This is a genomic window from Pilimelia anulata, from assembly GCF_014647895.1.
In the GTDB taxonomy this organism is placed as follows: domain Bacteria; phylum Actinomycetota; class Actinomycetes; order Mycobacteriales; family Micromonosporaceae; genus Pilimelia; species Pilimelia anulata.
Map to the genome: position 1 here is coordinate 156,607 of NZ_BMQB01000009.1, position 14,877 is coordinate 171,483.

At 75.0% G+C, this 14,877-nt stretch carries 14 protein-coding genes; 8 read left to right on the plus strand and 6 right to left on the minus strand.

The window, feature by feature from the left end:
* Positions 1–138 precede the first annotated feature (138 nt).
* A complete protein-coding gene (locus tag IEY94_RS18835) occupies positions 139–1,713 on the plus strand; it encodes a (2,3-dihydroxybenzoyl)adenylate synthase (protein ID WP_189171549.1) in 1,575 nt (524 codons plus the stop codon).
* Positions 1,714–1,988: 275 nt separating this feature from the next.
* Here IEY94_RS18835 and IEY94_RS18840 read toward each other — a convergent pair whose 3' ends face one another.
* Positions 1,989–3,326 carry a salicylate synthase gene (locus IEY94_RS18840; RefSeq protein ID WP_229784251.1) on the minus strand — a complete coding sequence of 446 codons (1,338 nt, stop codon included), beginning with the start codon at positions 3,324–3,326 and terminating at the stop codon, positions 1,989–1,991.
* A gap of 256 nt (positions 3,327–3,582) precedes the next feature.
* Between IEY94_RS18840 and IEY94_RS18845 the strand changes: the two genes are divergently transcribed.
* Both IEY94_RS18845 and IEY94_RS18850 read left to right on the plus strand, forming a co-directional pair.
* Positions 3,583–4,200 carry a hypothetical protein gene (locus tag IEY94_RS18845; protein WP_189171551.1) on the plus strand — a complete coding sequence of 206 codons (618 nt, stop codon included), beginning with the start codon at positions 3,583–3,585 and terminating at the stop codon, positions 4,198–4,200.
* Between the two features lie 250 nt (positions 4,201–4,450).
* Positions 4,451–4,696, plus strand: coding sequence for a hypothetical protein (locus tag IEY94_RS18850; protein ID WP_189171552.1), 246 nt, complete (start codon positions 4,451–4,453; stop codon positions 4,694–4,696).
* Here IEY94_RS18850 and IEY94_RS18855 read toward each other — a convergent pair.
* On the minus strand, positions 4,680–6,395 hold the full coding sequence (locus IEY94_RS18855) for a RecQ family ATP-dependent DNA helicase (RefSeq protein WP_189171553.1): 1,716 nt from the start codon (positions 6,393–6,395) through the stop codon (positions 4,680–4,682). The two genes, IEY94_RS18850 and IEY94_RS18855, sit on opposite strands and share 17 nt — an antisense overlap.
* A 359-nt stretch (positions 6,396–6,754) precedes the next feature.
* Between IEY94_RS18855 and IEY94_RS18860 the strand changes: the two genes are divergently transcribed.
* Entirely contained in the window at positions 6,755–7,549 is a 795-nt protein-coding gene (locus IEY94_RS18860) for a serine protease (protein ID WP_189171554.1), read from the plus strand.
* A 40-nt stretch (positions 7,550–7,589) separates the two neighbouring features.
* Complete coding sequence (locus tag IEY94_RS18865; RefSeq protein WP_189171555.1) at positions 7,590–8,177, plus strand: hypothetical protein; 588 nt, start codon at positions 7,590–7,592, stop codon at positions 8,175–8,177.
* Between the two features lie 108 nt (positions 8,178–8,285).
* Here IEY94_RS18865 and IEY94_RS18870 read toward each other — a convergent pair whose 3' ends face one another.
* A complete protein-coding gene (locus IEY94_RS18870; RefSeq protein WP_189171556.1) occupies positions 8,286–8,705 on the minus strand; it encodes a hypothetical protein in 420 nt (139 codons plus the stop codon).
* Positions 8,706–9,061: 356 nt separating this feature from the next.
* Here IEY94_RS18870 and IEY94_RS18875 point away from each other — a divergent pair, with 356 nt between their 5' ends.
* From IEY94_RS18875 to IEY94_RS18885, 3 genes are all read left to right on the plus strand, one after another.
* The gene (locus tag IEY94_RS18875; protein ID WP_229784252.1) at positions 9,062–10,267 is read left to right on the plus strand and encodes a DUF418 domain-containing protein; all 1,206 of its coding nucleotides are present in this window, start codon (positions 9,062–9,064) and stop codon (positions 10,265–10,267) included.
* 7 nt (positions 10,268–10,274) lie between these two features.
* Positions 10,275–10,595, plus strand: a complete 321-nt coding sequence (locus IEY94_RS18880; RefSeq protein WP_189171557.1) for a hypothetical protein — start codon at positions 10,275–10,277, stop codon at positions 10,593–10,595.
* A 653-nt stretch (positions 10,596–11,248) separates the two neighbouring features.
* Positions 11,249–13,189, plus strand: a complete 1,941-nt coding sequence (locus IEY94_RS18885; protein ID WP_229784253.1) for a galactose oxidase-like domain-containing protein — start codon at positions 11,249–11,251, stop codon at positions 13,187–13,189.
* 48 nt (positions 13,190–13,237) lie between these two features.
* Here IEY94_RS18885 and IEY94_RS18890 read toward each other — a convergent pair whose 3' ends face one another.
* Genes IEY94_RS18890 through IEY94_RS18900 form a run of 3 tightly spaced genes read right to left on the minus strand, consistent with a single transcriptional unit; the run spans position 13,238 to position 14,837 of the window.
* Positions 13,238–13,672 (minus strand): VOC family protein, encoded by a 435-nt coding sequence (locus IEY94_RS18890; RefSeq protein ID WP_189171559.1) that lies wholly within the window; start codon positions 13,670–13,672, stop codon positions 13,238–13,240.
* A gap of 41 nt (positions 13,673–13,713) precedes the next feature.
* Entirely contained in the window at positions 13,714–14,574 is an 861-nt protein-coding gene (locus tag IEY94_RS18895) for an aminoglycoside adenylyltransferase domain-containing protein (protein ID WP_189171560.1), read from the minus strand.
* Positions 14,490–14,837, minus strand: coding sequence for a histone-like nucleoid-structuring protein Lsr2 (locus tag IEY94_RS18900; protein ID WP_189171561.1), 348 nt, complete (start codon positions 14,835–14,837; stop codon positions 14,490–14,492). The genes IEY94_RS18895 and IEY94_RS18900 overlap by 85 nt, the downstream gene beginning before the upstream one ends.
* Between the last annotated feature and the right edge of the window lie 40 nt (positions 14,838–14,877).

Consider the following 14,877-nt stretch of genomic DNA (forward strand, 5'->3'; position numbering starts at 1 on the left):
CACGGCGGCCCGACACCCGCCGGCCGTCGAGCCGCGGTCGCGCCCATTTGCTTAGGCTATCCTCACTTCGCCGCCGGTCCCCTTCTCGGGACGGCGGCCACCCCCTCGATTCGGACCGGAGATCAGCGGAGGTCCCTCATGACGTCATGGCCGGACGAGCTGGCCGCCCGGTACCGCGAGCGCGGCCACTGGACCGGTGCGACCCTCGGCGGCGTCCTGCGCGACGCCGCGGCGCGCCACCCCGAGCGGACCGCCGTCGTCGACGGCGACCGCCGGATCGGCTACGCCGACCTGGACCGCGCCGCCGACCGGCGGGCCGCCGGCCTGCTCGCGCTGGGGCTGCGGGCCGGCGACCGGGTCGTCGTGCACCTGCCGAACACCGCCGAGTTCCTGGTGCTGTCGTTCGCGCTGTTCCGGATCGGCGCGCAGCCGGTGTACGCGCTGCCCGCGCACCGGCGGAGCGAGATCAGCTACCTGTGCGCGCACAGCGGCGCCGTCGCGTACGCCATCCCCGACACCCACGGGGGCTTCGACTACCGCGAGCTGGCGGCCGGCATCGAGGGGCCGCGGCACGTCCTGGTGGCCGGCGACCCCGGCCCGCACACCGCCCTGGCCGACGTGGACGCCGACCCGGTGGAGCTGCCCGAGCCGGACCCGGCCGCGGTGGCGCTGTTCCTGCTCTCCGGCGGGACGACCGGGCTGCCCAAGCTGATCCCCCGGACCCATGACGACTACGCCTACAACCTGCGGGCGAGCGCGGCGGTGACCGGCTTCGGCGCCGACACGGTGTACCTGGCCGCCCTGCCCGTGGCGCACAACTTCGCCCTGGCCTGCCCCGGCGTGCTCGGCGCGCTGCACGCCGGCGGCACCGTGGTCCTCGCGCCGAGCCCGAGCCCGCCGGACGCCTTCCCGCTGATCGAGCGGGAGCGGGTGACCGTCTCGGCGCTGGTGCCGTCGCTGGCGCTGCTGTGGCTGGAGGCGGTCAAGTGGGCGGGCCGCGACCTGTCCAGCCTGCGCGTGCTCCAGGTCGGCGGGGCGAAGCTCAAGGAGGAGGCCGCGCGCCGGATCGCACCGACGCTCGGCTGCGCGGTACAGCAGGTGTTCGGCATGGCCGAGGGCCTGCTGTGCTTCACCCGCCTCGACGACCCCGCGGACGTCGTGGCCACCACCCAGGGCCGCCCGCTGAGCCCGGACGACGAGATCCGGATCGTGGACGCCGACGGCATCGACGTCGCCCCCGGCGAGCTGGGCGAACTGCTCACCCGCGGCCCGTACACGCTGCGCGGCTACTACCGGGCCGACGAGCACAACGCGCGGGCGTTCACCGCCGACGGCTACTACCGCACCGGCGACCTGGTCCGCGCCACCCCGACCGGCCACCTCGTCGTGGACGGCCGGGTCAAGGACACGATCAACCGCGGCGGCGAGAAGGTGTCCGCCGAGGAGGTGGAGAACCACCTGCTCGCCCACCCGGCCGTGCACGACGTGGCCCTGGTCGGCGTGCCGGACGACCTGCTGGGCGAGCGCACCTGCGCGTACGTGCTGCCGCGCGGGGACGCGCCGACGCTGGTGGAGCTGAAGGCGTTCCTGCGCGAGCGCGGGGTGGCGGACTTCAAGCTGCCGGACCGGCTGGAGGTGGTGGCGGAGTTCCCGTACACGGCGGTCGGCAAGGTCAGCAAGAAGGACCTGGTCGCCCGCCTGACCGGCACCTGACCCGCCGTCACGCCGCCCCGGACGAGCAGTTCGTAGCCCTGACAGTCGGCGAGGAACAGGGCCGGCTCGCGCCGCGCCATGACCACCGTCGGGATGCCGGCCGCGAGGATCAACCGGGTACGCCACCCAAGCGGCGCTCGCCCATGCCGCCGCCGGCCTCACGTTCGACTGACCATCAGCGCGTCACCTTGCGGGGCGGCGCTCCGGCACATCGAAGGGCATCGCGGCCGCCGCTCCCGTGATGAGTGGCGGCCGCGGGTCGGTGGCGCGACGTGTCAGCCGGCCGCCAGCTCGGCCAGTTCGCGGCTGCGCCGCACCACGTGCGGGGCGACGCTGCCGAGCTTCTCGCAGGTCTCCTCGTACTCCCGCTCCGGCGTGGAGTCCGCCACGATCCCCGCGCCGGCCCGCAGCCAGGTGCGGCCGTCGCGCCGGTAGATCGCGCGCAGCACCAGCGCCGCGTCCAGCGAGCCGTCCGCCGCGGCCATGAGCACCGCGCCGGCGTACAGGTCGCGCGGCCGGTCCTCCAGCCCGACGATCCGGTCGTACGCCGGCAGCTTCGGGATGCCCGAGGCGGTGACCGCGGGGAACAGGACCGCGAGCGCGTCGAACGCCGACCGGCCGCGGTCGAGGACGCCGTTGACCCGGGAGCCGAGGTGCTGCACGCTGCCCCGCTCCTTGACGACCATGAACTCGCCGACCGACACCGAGCCGGCGGCGCAGAAGGCCGACATCTCCTCGCAGGCGAGCTTCACCGAGGCCGCGTGCTCGAAGACCTCCTTGGGGTCGGTGTACAGCGTCGCCCGCCGGTCGGCGTCGGCCGCGGGGTCGTCGCCGTACGCCCGGGTGCCGGCGAGCGGCTGGGTCAGCACGCGGCCGTCGGCGGAGACCTCGGCGACCGTCTCCGGGCTGAACCCGGCCGCCTGCCAGCCGCCGAGGTCGAGCAGGAACGAGCGGGCCGGGGTGTTGCGCTGCCGGCCGAGGACATACGTCGAGACCAGGTCCACGTCGAACGGCACGTCCACCGCGCGGGAGAGGATCACCTTCTGCAGCAGGCCGTCGCGGATGTCCGCGACCACCTTGGCGACGCCGGCCTCGTACTCGGCGCGGCCGTCGGCGATGTCGACCGGCGCAGCGGCCGGCGCCGCGGCCGGGGCCTCCGGCGCGCGCAGCAGCTCGCGGACGGCGCCGAGCCGATCCTCGTCGACGCTGCGGACGAGCACCTCGCCGTCGGCCAGCCGCACCTCGGTGCGGGGGATGAACAGGTGCAGCAGGTCCTGCTCGCCGACCAGGTCGCGCCGGCCGGCGATGGCGTACGCCAGCTCGAACCCGGCCCAGCCGAAGGCGCGCCAGCCGCTCACCCCGGACCCGGCCAGGGCGGCGTTGACCCGGCTCAGCGGCTCCCCCGTCCACGGCTGCGCCGAGGTGGTGCCGTCCGCGGTGACCCGCACGGACTCGCCGTCCACCACCACGTCCACGAGCCGGTCGCCCGCGAACCACCACTCGCCCCCGCGCTCGTAGACGACGTAGCCCTCGAACAGTCCGCAACTCGCCAATCGCGCCGCCAGGACAATCGGGTCGAACCGGCCGGGAACCCTCAGCTCGTGGTAGCGCACACACATCTCCTCTTAAGTAAGGCTCTCCTAATCTAGTCGGGCTCGGCGTACCGCGGAAGAGCCGGAAATGTGGCGAAGGTCAACACCGCCGGGCCAGCCGGCCGCCCGTCCGCCCGGCCGGTCCGGGGCGAGCCGCCGGTACCGCACCGGCCCCGCCCACACCGGAGCACACTCGCCTAAACTCCGAAATAGCTGGTTTGGTGGCATTTCGTCGAACGGGGAGGTCGTCATGTTCGCGTATGGACGATTCGGTCGGGTGCTGGCGGGAGCCGGCGCGGCCGCGGTGGTCGCCGCCGGGCTGCCCGCGGCGGGCGCGGCAGCGCCCCGGCCGCGCGCCGGCGGGCTCACGTTCGCCCTCGGCTCCCACGCCGGCGACGCCTGCCCGGGGGTACGGGGCGTGCGGCTGACCGGGTATCCGAACGGGACGGTCCTGCTCCGCTTCGCGGCGATGGCGCTGCGCGCCGGCGGCCGGGCCGGCGGGACGGTCGAGCGCGCGTGCGTAGCGCAGATCCGGGTCGGCGTGCCGGCCGGGCACCGGTGGCGGCTGGAGGCCGTCGGGGCGAAGGGGCGGGCGGCCCTGCCGGCCGGGGCGGTCGGCCGGGTGCACGTCGAGGCGGGCGAGGTGGACGACGTGCTCGGCACCGTCCGGGTCGCCGACCTCGCCGGGCCGTACCGCGGGCCGTGGATCGGCGCGTACCCGCCGGAGAAGGTGGACCAGAGCCGCTGCGTCGACCCCGAGCCGCTGGCGGTGCGGCTGAGCGGGTACGTCACCGTCGCCGACCCCCGCCGGGACCGGGCCGCGCTGACCATGCCGGCCCGCGCCCGGTCCGACTTCGCGGTCCTGCTCGGCCTGTCGGCGCGCCCCTGCGCGTGACCGCGGCCCGCCCGGTCGGGGTCCGGAAACCGGACCCGGGACCGCCGTTGATGCCGCCCGCGCCGCCGCCGAACGCGCCGACGCCGCCGCCGTACCGGGCGGGTCCCGCGACGCCGGCAATCACCGTGCGCCGGCCGGGTGGCGGAATGCCGATGCCGAACGGCATTCGCGCAGCTCACCGGGTACGGCGCAATTTCTTTCCGTGGCGCAATTCGCGCCCTCTTTCCATTATTCCTATCTGATTACTATATTGACGGCCAGCCGCGACGCGACCGAGGAGGGCCGATGGACACTGCGCGGGTACGGCCGACGCCCGCCCGCCGCCGCCCGGCGCCGCCGCCGCGCCGACCTGGCCCGCCAGGTCGGCGACGTGCCCCGGCACCAGGTGCTCGGCCACTGGTTCGTCATCCGCCGCGCGGTGATCGAACGGGTCGACCGAGGTCCGCCGCCGGGCGCGGTCGCGCTCGCCCCGCCGGCCGCTATGCGGCCGGGGTGAGCAGGGACTGCTCGACCAGGGCGGTCACCGCCAGGGTCTTGTAGCCGGCGGAAGCGAACAGCACGGTGATCCGGTCCGGCTCGACCCGCATGACGGTCCCCCGGCCCCACTGCTGGTGGTCGACGAGGCCGTCCACGGCGTACGGGTGCGGCATCGGCTCGGCCGCCTCCTCGGTGCGCGCGGCCAGCCCGGTCAGGCAGGTGTCGCAGGTGCCGCACCGCTGCGCCCGCTGCTCGCCGAAGTAGCCCAGCAGGAACCGGCGTCGGCAGGAGATCGTCTCGGCGTACCCGCGCATCATCTCCACCCGCGAGCGCTCCAGCAGCTCGCGGCGCTCCGCCGCGGCGAGCGCGGCCTCGACGGCGGTCCCGACGTCGGTGCCGGCGTCGACCCAGTGGAGCGCGCCGCGCTTGCCGCGGACGACGGCGGCCGCCTCGACCAGCAGGTTCACCAGCCGGCCGGCCTTGCCCGGCCCGAGGTCCACCCGCTCGCGCAGCGCGCGGCCGGTGATCCGGCCGGCGGCGCGGACGGCTCCGGCGACGGCGCGCAGCGCCGCGGGGTCCACCCGGCGGGAGGCGAAGAAGCGGCGCAGGCCGAGGTCCTCCGGGCGGTAGCAGAGCACGGCGTCGGCGGGCGCGCCGTCCCGCCCGGCCCGGCCGATCTCCTGGTAGTACGCGTCGAGCGACTCCGGCACGTCGGCGTGGATGACGAACCGGACGTCCGGCTTGTCGATCCCCATGCCGAACGCCGTGGTCGCCACCACCACGTCGAGGTCCCCGCGCAGGAAGGCGGAGTGCGTCTCCCGGCGCACGCCGGCCGGCAGCCCCGCGTGGTACGCCGCGGCGCGCAGTCCGCCGGCGGCGATCTCCGCCGCGTACTGCTCGGTGGCGCGGCGGGTGGCGGCGTAGACGATGCCGGGCGGGGGTTCGGCGCGGACGTACTCGGCCACGGCGGCGCGCTTGTCGGCGTCCTGCACGTACTGGCGGACGATGAGCCGCAGGTTGGGCCGGTCGAACCCGCTGACCACCTGCACCGGGTCGCGCAGACCCAGCGCGGCGACGATGTCCTCCCGGACCGGCGCGGAGGCCGTCGCCGTCAGGGCCAGCGTCGGCGGGCGGCCGAGCCGCTCGATCACCGCGCCGAGCGCCCGGTAGTCCGGCCGGAAGTCGTGGCCCCAGGTCGAGACGCAGTGCGCCTCGTCGATCACGACGAGCCCCGGGCGGGCGGCCGCCAGCGCGCGGACCACCTCGCCCCGGCCGAGCTGCTCGGGCGTGAGGAACAGGAACCCGGCCGTACCGTCGGCGACCGCGGCCAGCGCGGCGGCGTTGGCGGCCTCGCCCTGCCCGGAGTTGACCACCGCGGCGCGCGGCGCGCCGGTCGCGGCGAGGGCCGACACCTGGTCGTGCTGCAACGCCAGCAGCGGCGACACCACCACCGTCGGGCCCGCCGCCAGCGCGGTCGGCACCTGGTAGATCGCGGACTTGCCGGCGCCGGTCGGCATGACCACCAGCACGTCCCGCCCGGCCCGCACGGCGCGCATCGCGGTGAGCTGCGCCGGCCGCAGCTCCGGCCAGCCGAACACCTCGCGCGCCGCCCGGCGCAGCGCGGCCGACCCGCCCGCGGCGGTTCTCGGCGCCGGGACCCGGTGGGCCGCGCTGCGGCGGTGGGGTCGGCGGGCGGCGGCATCGGCCGGCTGGAGCATCGTGGGCCTCCGGGTGGCGTTCGTCGGTGGCCGTGCCGTACCCCGTCGGGCCGTTCGGCATGCGGCCCGGCCGCGGGAGGCCATCCGCGCGACGGTCCGTCAATTCCGGAAATCGCGTCCGTTCATGAAATTGATCGAACGTGAGCCGCATTTATTTCGATCAACATAGATGAGCGCTATGGGTGCTGAGATTGTTCACCGACCCCATCGGACGCAATAGTGATCGATGCCAATTGCGTACGGCCGGTTCCACCCACCCGGAAAGAGCCGGTGCCGTGCGCCGACGCGGGCCGCGCCCGCGCCACCACCCCGCCAGCGCCGTCGACAACCCGGCGCTGCCCACCCACCCGGAGTCACCCGTGAAACCTCGCACCCTCCTGTCCACGCTCGGCGCGGCGGCTGCCGCCGCACTGCTCGCCGGGCTGCTCCCCGCACCCGCCGTCGCGGCCGACCCGCCGCGGGGCATCGTCGGCGGCAAGCCCGTCGCCGAGGGCTCCTACCCGTGGGTGGCCCACCTGTCCATGCTGTGCGGCGGGTCGCTGATCTCCCCCGACATCGTCCTGTCGGCCGCGCACTGCTTCGAGGGCGGCAGCGGCCGGGTCACGCTCCACCTCGGCGACGTCAACCGCACCAAGGGCACCCAGCGCGAGGGCGCCGGCGTGAAGTACGGCGTCGGCCCCGACCCGACCGACCCGCCGGGGGCGAACGTCGCCGACTGGGCCGTGGTCAAGCTCGACCGCCCGGTCACCGACATCGCCCCCGTGGCCGTGCCGACCGACAACCGGTACGACGCCACGCCGACCCTGCGCGCGATGGGCTGGGGCGCGACCCGCGAGTTCGGCAACAGCGTCACCACCATGCGCGAGGTCGACGTGCCGCACATCCCGGCCGACCAGTGCCCGGACACCGTCGGCGCGGCCGAGATCTGCGCCGGGGACCTGGCCAAGGGCGGCATCGACACCTGTCAGGGCGACTCCGGCGGCCCGCTGGCCGCCCGCGACGGCGACCGCTGGGTGCTGGTCGGCCTGACGAGCTGGGGCGTGGGCTGCGCCCGGGCGAACAACCCCGGCCACTACGCCCGGGTCAGCGGGTTCCTCACCCCGATCAAGAACGCCATCACCGCCCTCGGCGGCACCCAGCCCGCCGGCTGGTGACGCACTCCCCCGCACCCCGCCCGCCCCGCCGGAGGACAGCATGAGATCCCTGACCGCCCGCATCCTCGCCGCCGCCCTCGCGGTGCCCGCGATCTGCGCCGGCTCCGCCGCGCCGGCCCTCGCCGGCGGCGCGGCGCCGGTCGTCGACCCCGCCGGCGACGTCGTCGACATGGCGACCGGCGAGCCCGTGGACAAGCCCGAGGCCGACCTCGTCGCCGCGGACGGCCGCCGCGTCGGCGACGACCTGGTCCTCAGCTTCCGGACCGCGAAGCCGACCGACCCGCAGACGGACCCGGCGTGGGAGGACCTCGCGGCGGCGCCGATGGAGCTGAACACCGACGACAGCGAGGAGATCGAGTACCTGGTGTACTACGGCACCTACAACGGCGCGGACGGCCTCGTCGCCCGGGTCTTCAGGGACGAGAAGGACGGCACCCTCACCCCGCTCTGCGACGGCACGGGGGCGTACGGCGACGGCACCCACACCATCGCCTTCCCGCTGTCCTGCATCGACAACCCGGCCGAGATCGGCTACCGGACCGGGCTCTACTACCCGCGCGACGACTCCGATGCGGCGCCGCTGACGCTCGACCTGGCCCCCGACGACGGCTACGCGAAGGTCGACTGACGGTTCGGCGACCGGCGGTTCGTTGGCCGGCGGTTCGGCGGCCCACGGCGAGGCCGGGGTGGTGGGGCGGGGACTTGTGGGACCCCGCCCCACCACCCGCACGGCCGGTCAGACGTCGAGCCGCCGGACCCGGGTGCAGTTCGCGGTCCCCGGCGTGACCGGCGAGGTGTCCGCCCGGCACAGCGCCAGGCCGGGGATGTCGTAGTCGCGCGACGGCATGCTGATGTCGTCGTACCAGTGGGTGCTCTGCCCGCACATCTCCGGCCCGAGGGCGCCGTAGTACTGGAGGTCGGTCTGCCAGCGCTGGCTGTAGAACAGTTGGTTGCAGCCGTCGCTCACCTGCAGGATGAGTTCCAGGTTCCACACCTTCTGGCCGTTGGCCTCGACCATGTCGTAGGTGACCTCGGCCCACGAGGTCCCCTGGTGCAGTTCGAAGTACGTGGCCGGGGCCGCGGCGGCGGGCGCGGCCAGCGGTGCGGCGAGCAGGGCGGCCGCCAGGGCGGTGGGCAGGCCGATGCGTCTGGTCATGAAATCAGCTCCGGGTGTCAGCCGACATGTCGGCAGCCGCCCGGCCGGGTGCCGTGACGCACGTTCGCCCCCGTACCGTCGGCAGCCGACGGAACACGATGGACGGTACGCAGGATTCGGCGACCCGGGTCGCCGAACGGCGGGGCCGGAAGTCCCGCCCGGCGCCCAAACCCGCATAGCGCCCGATCCCCTCGCCGGGCACCCCGCGCCGCCCCGGCGGCCGACCGGCGGTCGTCGGACGTTCCGCCGTCCGGCTGGATCGGCTGTGGTTGGCTGGGGGTCATGACCGGAAGGGTGCGACCCCGCCGAGGCGCCGCTCACCGCGGCCGACCTCCCCGCCCGGGAACGGCCCGCCGTTGACCGACCCGGCGGCGGGGCCGGCGGCGGCCGCGGAGCCGGCCGGGCCGGATCGGGCGACCCCGCTCGCGGACCGGGCGCTCGGGCCGGACCTGGCCCGCGGCTTCATGCTGCTGTTCATCGCCCTGGCCAACTCCCACTACTTCCTGACCGGCGGCACCGTGCGCGGCGGCTACCCGCAGGACGGCTCGACCCTCGACGCGTGCGTCGTCTGGCTGCTCTCGACCCTCGCCGACGGGCGGGCGTTCCCGATGTTCGGGCTCCTGTTCGGCTACGGCGTCGCCCGGATCGCGGACCGGCAGCGGGACCGCGGGCCCCGCGGCGTGCGCCGGCTGCTGTGGCGGCGCGGGCTGGTGCTGGTGGTGGTCGGCTTCCTGCACGCGGTCCTGCTCTACGCCGGCGACATCCTGACCGCGTACGGCGTGCTGCTGCTGCCGGGCGCGCTCCTGGTGCGCTGGCGGGACCGGTGGCTGTTCGTGGTCGCCGCGCTGTGCCTCCTGCTGACCGCGCTGCCCGGCGACGCCCTGCTGCGCGCCGAGCCGCCGGACCCGTCGCTGCTGCCGCCCGACCCGGCCACCGCGGTCGTCGCCCGGGCCGGCGCGTCGCTGTACGTGGCGCTGCTCGGGCCGATCGGCTTCCTCGGCCCGTTCGTGCTCGGCCTGTGGGCGGGGCGCCGGCGCATCCTGGAGGAGCCGGACCGCCACCGGACCCTGCTGCGGGCCGCGGCCGCCCTCGGCATCGGCGCGGCGGTGCTCGGCGCCCAGCCGGCCGCTCTGGTCCTCGCCGGCGCGCTGCCGGTACCCGACCGGTCGACGATCGCGCTGATCAGCCCGCTGCACGACGCGACCGGCCTGCTCGGCGGACTCGGCTACGCCGCGCTGCTGGCCCTGCTCGCCGCCCGGCTGCGCAACCGTCCCCGCGGGCCGGTCGTGGACGCGATCGCCGCCACCGGCCAGCGGTCGATGACCTGCTACCTGGCCCAGTCGCCGGTCTGGACGGTGGCGTTCACGCCGTTCCTGCTCGACCTCTCCGGCACGCTGACGGTCGCCGGGACGGCGCTGCTGGCCGCGGCGACCTGGCTGGGCACCGTGCTGCTCGCGGAGTGGATGCGCCGCGCCGGGAATCGGGGCCCGTTCGAGCTGCTGGTCCGACGCTTCACCTACCGCAAACCGCACATCCAGACCATTGTCAACCAATCGGATTAGTAGGTATTTGGTCGCGTTACCCGCGACCACCACCTGGGCGTGCGAGGTGTCCTGGTACTCGTCCAGCAGCACCACCCGGAACTTTCGTCATCGCCGGCACGGGGTTACCAGCAGGACCCGGCCACCCGCCCGGAGCCGCGCCGGCTGGCGCCGGACATCGCGCTACCGGTACACCGAGCCGGCCGAGCGGGCCGCGCCGCGGCTCGGGCTCTCGCCGTACGTCGGCGAGGGCTACGCGCTCCAGGAGCGGGAGCCGGGCGACGCGCCGTGGCCGCGCAACATCCACCTGCCGGTGCGTGCCGACCGCGGCGACGAGGAAGACCGGTGATGGGTACGAGCGACCGCAGCCGTGAACCGGGCGGCAGTGGGTGCATCTGTTGTCGCCGGAGCAACCACGAATGCACCCACTCCCCCGGGATCGCGTCCGTGACGCACCTCACCCGGCACCGGGCGGGCGGGGCCACGGGCCCGGGACGCCCGCCAGGGCGGTCGCCGGGCCGGGCCCCGGCCCGCCGGCCGACACTCGACAGTCCCCTCCGGCCGCCGTCCGGACCCGCGGGTCATTTCGCCGAACGCCGTCCCGGAATGAGTACCGGCGGGCATTGATGTTCATTTCCTTGGCGGCCGAACTGTTATCATTGGCCACATGCGACAGTCCGCCCGGGCGCGCCCGGGCTCGGGCACGGCGCAGCATCCGGGGGGCAGAGTGGAAATCGTTGGCCGATCTCCGGATCGACGTTGCTGAATCCCGCCCACAGCGACCGACCAAAGATTTCTGGTGAAAGGACCGACTTCATGCGTACGCGACGCAGATTGATGTGGTCATTCCTCGCATCGGCAGCGCTGTTGCTCGGCGCCACCGCCGCCACCGCCGGCGCGCCGTCCGCCGCCGCCGGCCCCTCCTCGCCGCCGGCGGCCCGGCCGGCCGCCCCCGCGCCGGGGCACTCCCACGATCACGCCGACGGGGTCGACCGCGACCACATGGCACAGGACCTCGTCGGCACCCCGCTGCGGGTCATCGAGGCGCGGACCGCCGAGAACGCCCGGCGGATCCAGCGCCGCACCGGGGTCCGGCCGGGGACGGCGCGCGCCACCCGGTCCGCGGCCGCGGACCCGGGGCAGTCCGGCGCGTGGAGCGCGGTCGCCGGTACGCCCGTCGTACCGGTCTTCCAGGCGGTGCTGCCGAGCGGCAGGGTGCTGATCTGGGACTCCGTCGGCGACAACGCGGCCGAGACGTACCCGGACCACAGCTTCACCCGGGCGATGGTGTGGAACCCGCGGAACAACACGTACAAGCGGGTCGACCTGAAGGGCACCAACATCTTCTGCGCGGGCTTCGCCCACCTCCCGAACGGCGACGTCCTGGTGGCCGGCGGCAACGCCAACGCGAAACTCGACGGAACGGTCCGGACGCACGTCTTCCACTGGCAGACCGAGACGTGGACCCGCGGCCGGGACATGGCCGGCGCCCGCTGGTACCCGTCGGTGGCGGGGACGGCCAACGGCGAGGGCGTCATCATCGGCGGCGGGCCGGCGACGGCCGAGGTGTACCAGGCGAACGGCACGCTGCGGTCGCTGCCGGGCTTCACGAAGTACAGCGCGCGACTCTACCCGTTCCTGGCCTCGCGCCCCGACACCCAGCTCGGGCTGCTCGGCCCGGACCCCACCGGGTACACCGTCAGCACGCCCGGCGGCGCGGTCATCACGGGCACCGGCAAGCGGGACGGGATCACCCGCGACTACGGCGGCTTCGCCACGTACCACATCGGCAAGTCGATCGTCGTCGGCGGCGGCGACATCACCGAGGGCGGCGCGGCCCGGGTCCCCAGCCGGACCGCCGTCGTGCTGGACAGCAACACCGGCCGGGTACCGGCCGTGGCGGCGACCGGCTCGCTGGCGAGCGGCCGCCGGCAGCACAACGTGACCGTGCTCGCCGACGGGTCGGTGCTGGCGACCGGCGGCATGACCAGCGCGGCCGTCTCGGGCCTGGTCGACCTGGGCCACGCCGCGACGTCGGCGGAGCGGTGGAATCCGGCGACCGGCAAGTGGACGGTGCTCGCCAGCGCCCGCCGCATCCGCCAGTACCACTCGGCGTCCGTGCTGCTGCCCGACGGCCGGGTCATGACCGGCGGCGGCGGGATCTGCGGCATCTGCATGGACGTCGGGTACCTGGAGAAGAACGTCGAGTACTTCAGCCCGCCGTACCTGTTCAAGAAGGACGGCAGCGGCCAGCGCGCGGTGCGCCCGGTCGTCTCGGCGGCGCCGACCGGCATCGGCATCAACACCACCTTCACCCTCACGTCCGCCAGCGCGGCGAGCATCCGGAAGGTCGCGCTCGTGGGGCTCGGCGACGCCACGCACAGCGTGGACCAGGGCCAGCGGTACGTGCCGCTGACGTTCACGACCGCCGGGTCGACGCTGACGGTCAAGGGGCCGCCGACCGGCGGCGTCGCCCCGCCCGGCTACTACATGCTGTTCGTCGTGGACGCCGCCGGCGTCCCGTCGGTCGCCTCGATGGTCCAGGTGGGCCGGGGGCCGAGCCCGCTGATGGGCGCGGTCAAGAACAGCACGGGCCGGTGCGTCGACGTGCCGTCGTCGGCGACGGCGCCGCGCACGTACCTGGTGGCGTACGACTGCCGGAGCGGCCGGGCGCAGGCGCTGACCCGCCTGCCCAACGACAACACGCTGCGGGTCCTGGGCAACTGCGTGGACGTGCCGCAGGCGAACTACGCGGCGGGGCAGCGGATCTGGGCGTACGGGTGCAACAGGACGGTCGCCCAGACCTGGCAGTTCCGCTCGGACCGCACGATCCGGCCGGCCGGGAAGACCACGCTGTGCCTGGCGACGGCGTCCGCGGCGAACAACGCGGCGGTCCTCCTCGCGGCCTGCAACGGCGACGCCCGGCAGAAGTGGACCTGGTGACCGGCGGGGTGGGCCCGGCCGACTGAGCCGGCCGCGTTCGCGGCCGGCTCAGTCGAGGCAGAACTCGTTGCCCTCGACGTCCTGCATCACCAGGCACGACTCGTTCTCGTCGTCGGCGGTCAGCAGTCGCACCCGGACCGCGCCCAGCGCGAGCAGCCGCGCGCACTCGGCCTCCAGCACGGCCAGGCGCTCCTCACCCGCGAGCCCGGTGCCGACCCGTACGTCGAGGTGGACCCGGTTCTTGACCACCTTGCCCTCGGGCACCCGCTGGAAGAACAGCCGCGGGCCCGCCCCGGAGGGGTCGACGCAGGCGAACGCCGCACCCCGGCGCTCGGGCGGCCGCGTGCGGTCGAATTCGTCCCACGTGTCGAAACCGTCCGGCGGTGGCGGGACGGCGTATCCCAATACCGCGCACCAGAAGCGCGCGACGCGCTCGGGCTCCGCGCAGTCGAAGGTGACCTGGAACTGCTTGACCGACGCCATCGGCCCACCATAAGGCGGGCCCGCACCCTCCTCCACCCGAATTAATTCCCCGGAATGGGTGGCGCCTGATCGGTATCGCGCAGCGCGGCATCGAGCAGGGCCGCCAGGTCGGGTGCGGCGATGGCCGTCGCCGGATCGTCGGGGTGCTCCTGCCGGAGCGCCGCCCCGATGGCGTTCAGCGACGGGTCCCGGGCCAGGGCCCACCGGGCGGCGCTGTCCTTCGGGCAGTGCACGCGCTCGCCGGCGAACCGCCAGATGCGGCAGGCCGTCAGCGCCATGAAGGCGGCGTTCTCCCGGTCGCCGAGCAGCGCGCGCCAGACCGTCAGCCAGTGCCGCCCCCGGTCCACCACCCACGCGTCCGGCACCGCGCCGATCACCGCCGCCGGGGCGGCCCCCGCGAGGGCGCGCCCCTGCGCCCGCGCGATGGACAGCTCGACCGCCAGGTCGGGATCGGACGGCACCCACCGGGCGACCTCCACCCCGGCCGCCGACCGGTCGTACCGGCCCACGTGCAGGTCGAGGGCGGGCGCCCGGGACGGCGCGCCGGCGACCCCGGCCGACACCACGTGCAGGTCGATCCCCGCGGCGCCGCCCGGCTCCGCCCCGCGGACCAGGTCCTCGAGGTCCGCTGCCCGGGCGTCGCTCAGCGGCTCCGCGACCACGGCGAGCAGGTCGATGTCGCTGCGGCCGGGCCGGAACCCGCCGGCGGCCAGGGACCCGTGCAGGATGACCGACCGCGCCGCGGCGCCGAGGATGCCGGCGCAGCGGTCCGCCAGGAGTTCCGCCGCGGCCCGGGCGCGCCGCTGGTCGTGATCGCTCAGTGCGCCGCGCGGAACTCGGCGACCAGCGTCGCCGGAATCCGGCCGCGCTCGCTGACGTCCTTGCCGGCCTGCTTCGCCCACTCGCGAATGGCCTTGTTCTGCTCCCGGCCGGCGACGGCGCCCGCGTCCCGGGTGGCGCGGCCGCGGCGGCCGGGCACGACGCCGCCGCGCCCGATCCGGGTGGCCTTCTCGATGTACGGCGCCAGTGCCTTCCGGAGCTTCTCCGCGTTCTTGCCCGACAGGTCGATCTCGTACTGGACGCCGTCGAGCGCGAAGCTGACGCTCTCCTCGGCCGTGCCACCGTCGATGTCGTCCGTGAGTACGGTGATCGTCTGACGCGCCACTGAAGCCTCCGCCGAATGATAGTGATCTTCGGAAACACTC

What these genes read in the sequence shown, in the direction of transcription:
- IEY94_RS18835 (WP_189171549.1), top strand. Translation starts at nt 139, where the DNA reads ATGACGTCATGGCCGGACGAGCTGGCCGCCCGGTACCGCGAGCGCGGC.
- IEY94_RS18855 (WP_189171553.1), bottom strand. Translation starts at nt 6,395, where the DNA reads ATGCTCCAGCCGGCCGATGCCGCCGCCCGCCGACCCCACCGCCGCAGC.
- IEY94_RS18865 (WP_189171555.1), top strand. Translation starts at nt 7,590, where the DNA reads ATGAGATCCCTGACCGCCCGCATCCTCGCCGCCGCCCTCGCGGTGCCC.
- IEY94_RS18870 (WP_189171556.1), bottom strand. Translation starts at nt 8,705, where the DNA reads ATGACCAGACGCATCGGCCTGCCCACCGCCCTGGCGGCCGCCCTGCTC.
- IEY94_RS18885 (WP_229784253.1), top strand. Translation starts at nt 11,249, where the DNA reads ATGGCACAGGACCTCGTCGGCACCCCGCTGCGGGTCATCGAGGCGCGG.
- IEY94_RS18890 (WP_189171559.1), bottom strand. Translation starts at nt 13,672, where the DNA reads ATGGCGTCGGTCAAGCAGTTCCAGGTCACCTTCGACTGCGCGGAGCCC.